The sequence below is a fragment of the Gordoniibacillus kamchatkensis genome (assembly GCF_000829455.1).
Classification (GTDB): Bacteria; Bacillota; Bacilli; order Paenibacillales; family NBRC-103111; genus Gordoniibacillus; species Gordoniibacillus kamchatkensis.
In genome coordinates, this window is the sequence record NZ_JXAK01000116.1 from 1 (window position 1) to 8,097 (window position 8,097).

General features: G+C 58.6%; 9 protein-coding genes. 3 read left to right on the forward strand and 6 right to left on the reverse strand.

Annotated features, from left to right (window positions below; all coding sequences use genetic code 11):
* Positions 1-928, reverse strand: a 928-nt coding sequence (locus tag SD70_RS31865; protein ID WP_052488121.1) for an MFS transporter, incomplete at its 3' end; no start/stop codon positions are given.
* A gap of 117 nt (positions 929-1,045) precedes the next feature.
* Positions 1,046-1,870: a phytanoyl-CoA dioxygenase family protein gene (locus tag SD70_RS31870; protein ID WP_331436869.1), complete on the reverse strand. Its 825-nt coding sequence runs from the start codon at positions 1,868-1,870 to the stop codon at positions 1,046-1,048.
* 83 nt (positions 1,871-1,953) lie between these two features.
* On the opposite strand from SD70_RS31870, the gene SD70_RS31875 reads away from it, so the two are divergent.
* Entirely contained in the window at positions 1,954-2,847 is an 894-nt protein-coding gene (locus tag SD70_RS31875) for a helix-turn-helix domain-containing protein (RefSeq protein ID WP_052488122.1), read from the forward strand.
* Positions 2,848-2,930: 83 nt separating this feature from the next.
* Here SD70_RS31875 and SD70_RS31880 read toward each other — a convergent pair whose 3' ends face one another.
* Positions 2,931-3,536: a DedA family protein gene (locus SD70_RS31880; protein ID WP_041052635.1), complete on the reverse strand. Its 606-nt coding sequence runs from the start codon at positions 3,534-3,536 to the stop codon at positions 2,931-2,933.
* 110 nt (positions 3,537-3,646) lie between these two features.
* Between SD70_RS31880 and SD70_RS31885 the strand changes: the two genes are divergently transcribed.
* A complete protein-coding gene (locus SD70_RS31885) occupies positions 3,647-4,693 on the forward strand; it encodes a YkvI family membrane protein (RefSeq protein WP_041052636.1) in 1,047 nt (348 codons plus the stop codon).
* Here SD70_RS31885 and SD70_RS31890 read toward each other — a convergent pair.
* The 3 genes from SD70_RS31890 to SD70_RS31900 all read right to left on the reverse strand — a co-directional run bounded on the left by SD70_RS31890 (position 4,643) and on the right by SD70_RS31900 (position 7,446).
* Complete coding sequence (locus tag SD70_RS31890; RefSeq protein ID WP_041052637.1) at positions 4,643-5,080, reverse strand: hypothetical protein; 438 nt, start codon at positions 5,078-5,080, stop codon at positions 4,643-4,645. The two genes, SD70_RS31885 and SD70_RS31890, sit on opposite strands and share 51 nt — an antisense overlap.
* Positions 5,081-5,164: 84 nt before the next feature.
* Positions 5,165-5,626 (reverse strand): hypothetical protein, encoded by a 462-nt coding sequence (locus SD70_RS31895; protein WP_041052638.1) that lies wholly within the window; start codon positions 5,624-5,626, stop codon positions 5,165-5,167.
* Positions 5,627-6,834: 1,208 nt separating this feature from the next.
* Positions 6,835-7,446: an ATP-binding protein gene (locus tag SD70_RS31900; protein WP_041052639.1), complete on the reverse strand. Its 612-nt coding sequence runs from the start codon at positions 7,444-7,446 to the stop codon at positions 6,835-6,837.
* A gap of 137 nt (positions 7,447-7,583) precedes the next feature.
* Between SD70_RS31900 and SD70_RS31905 the strand changes: the two genes are divergently transcribed.
* Positions 7,584-8,097 (forward strand): hypothetical protein (locus SD70_RS31905; protein ID WP_041052640.1); only part of this gene is annotated, 514 nt, incomplete at its 3' end.

The window sequence follows — 8,097 nt, forward strand, 5'->3', positions numbered from 1 at the left end:
CCGACAGCAATACGCCGCTTCGCAAAATATGAGCGAGGACCCAATAAACAAAGAACTGTAAACAAACTGACCGAAACAAACCGTGCATATGCGCGTACAGCATTCCGGCTACGGAGGAGGCAATAGTCGCACCGAAATACATCAATGAGTTGGCAAGCGACGAAATTGTTCCGCGCGCCGTAGAAGACAGCGTTTGTAACAAGCTCATCATGAGCGGGAACAGCAAGCCCATTATAAAATAGATCAAAAAGTACAGCAGCTTCACATATGTAACGTTTTCCGAAAAGGGGAGGATTGCGAAAAGCAGCACTAATATGATCATCCCGATAACGAACGAAGGTCTGGGTCCTATTTTTTGCACCAGGCCGCTGCCAAAAAAGCTGCTTATCGTATTGCCTAAGCCGAGAAACAGCATGACGGCGCCGACGCTAAGCTCAAATTGATCGGACAGCCATGTTCCGATAAACGAGAACGTGGCAAAATTGCCGAGCTGGAAGACGAAATAAGCGGAAAAGGCTGTTTTGGATTTTGATTCGCGGAGCAGCGCCCGGTACCGTTCGAGAACGGAAGGAGCTTTCTCCTTGGCAAGCGGAGCCGGTAGCGAAGGCATGATGATGGCAACGAAAACAACGATAAGTAACGCGGAAGCTCCAACTGCGACAAACGGGATCGGCCACCCGAATGCGGCGAGATAACTGCCGATTGGCACCCCGAGCATTTGGGCGACAGCGAGTCCGGCTGTAGCTATGCCCATCGCTTTTAATATTTTCGTGGGCGGCGCCAGTTGCGGTATGGCCGCCCATACTTGAGGCGAAACAAACGCGCCGCTGATTCCCGCCAAAAAGCGAAAGAGCAGCATCGTCCAAAAATGAGCGGCGAACCCGCAAAGAATAGTAAACACGCCGAAACTGAACAGCCCCGCGATCATCACGGCTTTTCGATTCCATCCGTCCGAAAGTGGCCCGGCGCATGGCGTCACGCTTATTTCGAGGCAAAAAACCTGCACGCGGCCGATGCCGCGTGCAGGTTTTTTCGATCGCGCCTCTTAATGCGGGCCATGCTGCTTCTCGTGTTCCGCGCCGCACGGCCCTCCGTCCGGATTGTCCTCGATCGTCACAGCCGTGCCGTCGGCGCGGTACATCGGGCTGTAGAAGCGGCCCGCCCGCGTCGTCGACACCCCGGCATAGTGGCAAATGAACGAGCGCCGGAACCTGTCCCGCGACGTGTTCGGCTGCGAGCCGTGAATGACGCTGCCGTTAAAAAACAGCACGTCGCCGGCCTCCATTCTCGCTTGGACGAGCTCCATTCCTGCCGGCAACTCGACGTAGTCCTTCGTGAACGAAACGGCCGGATCCGCTTGCTGCGGGCAGTAAATCGGCTCGCGGTGGCTTCCCCGCGCCACGAACATGCCGCCGTTCTCTTCGTCGGCGGGATCGACCGCGGTCCAGGCGGCGATGCACGTGCCGGGCTCGATTTTCAAATAGAAATTGTCCTGATGCAGCGCTTGCCCGCGCGCCCCCGGCGGCTTGAAATAAAACATGCTTTGCGCCGCCAGCGGCTCTTCCCCGAACAACTCGGCCAGAACGCTCATCACCCTCGCGTCGAGCATGTACTCGAACGCCATCCGGTTCACTCGGTGCGGGTGCATCATGCGCGGATACGCCTTCAGGATGTCGCCTCCCGCCTGCTCCACGGGAACAGGTTCGAAGCAGCCGGCGATCGGCCCGCCGGCGTGCATCTCCATGAAATTGGCTTTGAGCCGCTCGATTTCGTCTGCGCCGAACAACCCTTTGACGATGACAAATCCGTCTTGCTCAAACTGCTGCTTCTGTTCCGGCGTTAACCGATATTGCGTGTCCATACGATTCATCTCATCGGCCTCCTGCTCTTGCGTCAATATGAGGTATTTGAGATGATTGTATAAGATACCGATGCGGGGAAGGAATGTTCCTCTTGGCCAACAACATTGACAATTCTGCTATTTATCCTTACGAGCCGAGCCTGCTCATTTGCGACCGCTTCACCGAACCTTACGGTTACCACGTGTACCGGACAAAAGGGACGCCCAATTGGCTGCTGACCTTTACGCTATCCGGAGAAGGCCGGTACGCTTACGGCGAGCATTCGTTTCCGTGCCGCACCGGAGACGTCGTCCTCGTCCGCCCGCATACGCCGCACGATTACCGGACCCCGGAGGGCAGCGTCTGGACGTTCGTCTGGGCCCATTTCATCCCGCCCCCGTCATGGGCTGAATGGCTGGGCTTGCCGGAACGGCTGCCCGGACATTTGTACGCCCATATCGAGGACGACGAGACGGCAAAGCGGATGCAGGCTGCCTTCGACCGGGTGCTGCTCGACAGCAGGCAAATGGCTCCGTATTGGCACGATTTGTGCCTCGCCTCGCTGCAAGAGCTGTTGCTGCTGGCGGTCCGGTCGCAGACGGCGCCTGAAACAGGCCGCCTCGACCCGCGTGTCGGCGAAGTGCTGCGGCTTCTTAGCGAAAGGATGAAGGAGCCGCTGCGCATCGAGGAGCTGGCGGAGCAAGTGTTCCTGTCCCCGTCGCGCCTGTCGCATCTGTTCAAGCAGCAGACCGGGCAGTCGGTCATGGACACGCTGCAGCGCATGCGGCTGCGGCAAGCCGCCCGCCTGCTGGCCTACACGTCGCGTCCTGCAGCGAACGTTGCCGAAGACGTCGGCTTTCAGGATTACAGCAATTTCAACAAGCGGTTCGTCGCCTTCTATGGCGCAAGTCCGAGCGCGTACCGCAAGCAGGAGCAGCAGCGGCTCGCCGCACAAGCGGAACCGGCGGACGCCGCCTTTTCGGCGGAGGAAGCATACGGCGAGTAACGGCATAACGACTGGGCTGTCCCCATATAGATGCAAAAAAGCGTCCGTTCCCCGCGTGCTGCGGGAACGGACGCTTTTTTCCGTTACATCGTCGTTTTTTTGCGGAATTTCAAATAAAGGAATACGCCGATGAGGACGAGGATTGCGATAACGAGCAGGCTGATGCCGAAATATTGATGGATGACGTGCAGCAAACCTTCGATATTTTCCCCGATGAAATGACCGAGCGAGAAAAACGTCACGCACCAGATGAGCGCCCCGGTGCCGGCAAACAAGACGTATTTCCACGGCTTTACGCCGCTGACTCCGGCCAAATAGCACGTGAAGTGGCGCACGCCGGGGACGAAATAGCCGAAAAACACGGCCCATAAGCCGTATTTATGGAACCAGCTCTCGGCCCGCTGAATGCGAAGCGGTGTCAGCTTGATCCATTTGCCGTAGCGGTACAAGAACGGCTTTCCGACTTTATGGCCGACCGCATAGCTGACGCACATGCCGGTCATCGTTCCGGCGTAGGCGACGAGCACGGCCGGCGTGTACGACCATGGCCCCCCCGATGCGGTCAGAGAGCCGCCGAACGTCATCAGCGTCTCGTCCGGAATCGGGAGTCCTATGATGCCGGCTGCCAGCAGCAAGTACAGCGCGATGTAACCGTAATTCGTCACAAATTCGAAGATCGTTTCTTGCACCTTCGCAACACTCCAGTGTGCTGATTTGCGGCTGACAGGCATGCGCTTGTCCGCCGGTTCATACTTTGTACTATATGTCAGTTCGCAGAGCGAAAGGTGGGGACCGTACGGTGAAATTGCGGGTAGGCCCGGTAATTAAAGTAGCTTTCACTTACGTTGGCACGATCGTGGGCGCGGGGTTCGCCTCCGGGCAAGAGATTTTGCAATTTTATACCCGATACGGCTGGATGGCCGAGCTGACCATCGCCTTTTCCAGTATATTGTTTGTTTGGTTGGGTATCAAGCTTATGCTGATAGCGTACGACGTAAGAGCCGCTTCGTACGAAGATTTGAACCGGCATCTGTTCGGCGAGCGGATCGGCAATTGGATTTCGCTGTTCACCCTCATCGTCCTGTTCGGCATTACTTCCGTTATGCTTGCCGGCAGCGGTTCGGTTTTCTCCGAGCACCTGCACTTGTCGTACCAGACAGGGCTGCTCGTCACGCTGTTCGCCTCGTACTTCGTCATCGTACGCGGCATGGATGCGATCATGACGGTCAACTCGGTCGTCGTCCCGATTATGGTCATGTTTACAATCCTGCTGCTGGCCGGCACGCTCGGGGGACCGGGCAGAGACGCCTGGACGCGGCTGCATACGGACGACCCGATCGCCAAAATATGGATCGCCCCGCTGCTCTATACGTCGTTCAACCTCTCCACCGCGCAGGCCGTTCTCGTTCCCGTCGGCGCTGCGATCCGCAGCCGCAAAGTACTCATTCTCGGCGGACTGATCGGCGGCGCGATGATCGGCGCGTTGCTGCTCGCCGTCCATATCGCCCTGGCCGCGCAAATGCCAGGCATCACCCAGTTCGAAATCCCGATGGCGCATCTGATCCGCCCGTTCGGACGGGTGCTGCAGTACGTATATTTGCTCGTCATTTACGGAGAAATTTTTACGACGTATATCGCCAACGTTTACGGGATCGTGCTGCAGCTGCAGCAGCGCACCCGTTTGCCGAGGCAGGCGCTCGTCGTCGTCATTTTGGCGCTCTCATATTTGTGCGGGCAGTTCGGCTTCAAAACGCTCCTGTCCACTCTGTACCCCATCTTCGGCTTTATCAGTTTGTCATGGCTCGCCATGCTCGTGTGGCGCCGCTCCTCCGCCGCCGTTCGTTAGCCGGTCGGCGCGCTGTTTCGCCTCCGCGCACGCGCGCTCTGTCCGAAGCACGACGGCAAGGCGGATGAGGACGAACAGCATGCCCATGATGCTGAACGTAACACCGCTCAGCAAGTAGCCGTAATGGTACAGCGGGTAGCTGCTCCGGTCGCGCATTACGCCGAACACGTCGGCAAGCAGCAGCAGCGTCCCGCACACGAACAAGGCGACGACGGCAACGTCAAGCGCCGTCCAGTTCAAAAACAGCTTGGCCATCCAGGCGTAGCGCTCTTCGGGGGACGCACCCCGTTCTTTGCCGTACTGCTTAACGATCCAAACCGTGTACACGGCAGCGGCCGTAACCGCAAGGCCGAGCAAACCTCCGAAAATAGCAAGTGCAACGTTCATAGGGGCAGTCTTCCTTTTGATGGTTGATAGCGTTTGATAGAATGGCAGAGAGTCGGCAGCAAGCCGGCCCTCTCGATGGCGCGGTTAAGGCGCGCGGGTCAGCGCCAAAACCAGCGCATATGTCAGCGCAAAGCCGGCCACGGGAGCCGCCCATAGCAGCGCCGTCGTCCAGCGGGCAGGAACCGCAGGCAAAGGACGCCAGACGATACGTTCCGCAAAGCTTTCGCGGTGCAATCCGCTATAGGTGAACGTTGTGCCGCGCACGGCGGACGACGGCGCTTCCTTCCTCGCCGAGACGAGCATTTCCTTCCGCGCGGATGGACGCTCCTCCCGTTCGCCCGGATCTGCCGCCTTTGGCTCTACAGGTTTCTCAGGCCGTCCTGCCGCAACCGGGCTCGAAATGTTCGCAGGAAGCGGCCCCATTAACGGTCCCGACGGTTTCCCTTGCTTCCCGCCGTCTTGCGGATGTATTCTGCCCCGGCTCCAGCCGACCTGATACGTAATCTCGCGCGCAGAGGTTTTATCTTTTCTATGTTCCTCGTCCATAATGTCGTTCGAACCCCCCGGTTCCGAATCTGCAATACTATTATAGTAGTCGATTGCCGTTCATATGGAAAGAGCCGAATGCGTTGGACCGCAGCGGACGCGAATGGTACGGAATCGTTCGGGCAAAATGAAGGGTAACGGCTTGCGCAGTCCATTTGATGCGCGCCTTGGCGTAAAGCTGGCTGTGATACGCTTGACACACTACCTTCGGTTCTCTATCTGCGCCCTCTCTGTCTGTGCGCAAAGAACTTGGACTCTAACTGGTGTACCAAAAGCAGCATGACGGTCCGAAGCAGCAGAAGCTTTCAAATTTGAGGCAAGATTTCAACTTACGGGGAAACATTTCGATCTCGATGGCGGCATAGGTGGTTTCGGACAATCGCAAAACCGGCTTTCTCTTCAACCGGACCCGGTGCATGGTTGGATTTGATCCAGCGTTTCCAGGCTGAAAGCGAGTTTGCATTGGTCCCCATTGTATTCAGTCCAACGAAAAAACCTCGCAACTCGTTTTGAGTTACATAGGCGGCCGTTTGATTGGATGTTTTCCCACGAAGCCTTCTCATCTAGCGACGCAGCAATAAACCGTTGGAGGTTTTCCAGCGGCTCTATCCACGGTCACAGGTTTCCAAAGCACTGAGCTTGTTCCGCCAACAGTGAGAAAACTGTTTCGAATTACTTTCGAAAATGGGTGGCCTAGAAGTTTTGCATTGCAAAACTCGCTTCGTAAGCTGGGAGGTTTTATGGCCGCTCGTAATGTTATTTCACTTTTCATGTTTTTAGCAAAGCTAAACTTTTAGTTATAGCAAGGATAAATGGCTTACGCTGCCCAGGCTGCCCGAGAAAGGGGGAGCGGAGGAAGGGAATGTGGGCCCTGAGAGCTAGTTGCATTGCAAAACTTGCACCATAAGCATAAGTCTTCGAACTCGTACTCCTACCTTGTTTATAAATTTTGAGGGAACGCAAGCGGGAGCGAAGCCGGAGAGCCCCATTCCCAACCCGCAGGGCAGCTATACTTTCTTCTCGGGCAGCTTAAATTATGGACGCGCGTTTACCGTAGTCGACCGGAAATAGGTACGGCTTATGCTTTCCAATGAACAGAAAAAGGCCGCCGTCGCGAACGATATCGCAACGGCAGCCTGCGGAAACGCCGGCCGGGGGCATGCGGGAAAGCACCCGCATCATTCGGCGCGCCGTACGTGCAGCTCCTCCTACAATTCGAGCAGCTGCATATGCGGCAAAACGTTGCCAGCCGCTTCCACAATATGCGGGTGGCACGTGAACAACAGCACCTGGTGCGTCTCGGCCATCGTGCCGAGCAGCTCCAGCGTGCGCCGCATGCGGCCTTCGTCGAAATTGACGAGGATGTCGTCGAGCAGAAGCGGCGGGGGCGCCTCCTGCGTATATTCGGCGGCAATCGCAAAGCGCATCGCCAAGTACAGCTGCTCGGCCGTCCCCCGGCTAAGCTGGCCGGGATCGAGCGCTACGCCGTCCGGCCGCATCGCGAGCAAGCGCTGCTCGCCGAGCGGAGCTACGATGCGCGAGTAGCGCCCTTCCGTCATCGTGGCGAACATCGCCGAAGCCCGCTGCAGCACGAACGGCTGCTTGTCGCGCTCATACAGCTCGCGCGTGCGCCGGAACAGCGCCGCAGCGAAGGCGAGTTCCGCCCACTCTGACGCTTGCCGCTCCAGCTGCGCCTGCAGCTCTTGCCGTTGCTGCAGCTTGTCGGCATGCCCGCTCCCGGTCTCAAGCTGTTCCAGCTCGCCTGCGACGCGTCCGCGACGGTCCCGCAGACGCGCTTCCTCCGTCTCGGCGGCAGCCACCTCGCTTCGCGCCGCTCCAGCTCCGCTTTCAACTGCTCCTCGCTCAGCCCCGCCAGCTCGTCCTCCATCTGTTCCAGCGCCCGGTCTCCGAGCCAAGCTTCCAGCGTTGCTATGGCGGAGCGGCGCTCTTCGCCGATTTGCCTCCGCCGCTCATGCTGGCGGGCATGAAGCCGGAGCTGCTGCTCGTCCTGCGCCGAAGCTGCGGCCAGCAGCTCGCGAACCCGTTCCTCCAGACGGCCGATCGGCACGTCCAGCTCCTCCAGCTCTGTGGTCGTCTGCTCCAGCTCCGCGGCGAGACGCCGCTGCTCTTCCCGCTTGGCTTGCAGCAGCTCGTCCTGCTCCTTCCAGCGGCGCAGCGCCAGCAAGGCCGCGGCGGTGGACTGCTGCCGGGTACTCGCGAGCTCCGGACCGGCCGGTCCGGCGACTTCGGCAGTGTATGTATCGGGCTGAGAAGAAGGCGGCTCCAATCCGAGCCTCTCGGCAGCTTCGGCGGCGAAGGTGTCGGCATTCGCCTGCAGCGCGGCGAGCCGGGCGTCCAAGGCGTCGCAGCGCTATGTATCGGGCTGAGAAGAAGGCGGCTCCAATCCGAGCCTCTCGGCAGCTTCGGCGGCGAAGGTGTCGGCATTCGCCTGCAGCGCGGCGAGCCGGGCG

Excerpts from the sequence above, each read along its gene's own strand:
- SD70_RS31890 (WP_041052637.1), bottom strand. The coding sequence starts at position 5,080 with ATGAACGTTGCACTTGCTATTTTCGGAGGTTTGCTCGGCCTTGCGGTT.
- SD70_RS31895 (WP_041052638.1), bottom strand. The coding sequence starts at position 5,626 with ATGGACGAGGAACATAGAAAAGATAAAACCTCTGCGCGCGAGATTACG.
- SD70_RS31870 (WP_331436869.1), bottom strand. The coding sequence starts at position 1,870 with ATGAATCGTATGGACACGCAATATCGGTTAACGCCGGAACAGAAGCAG.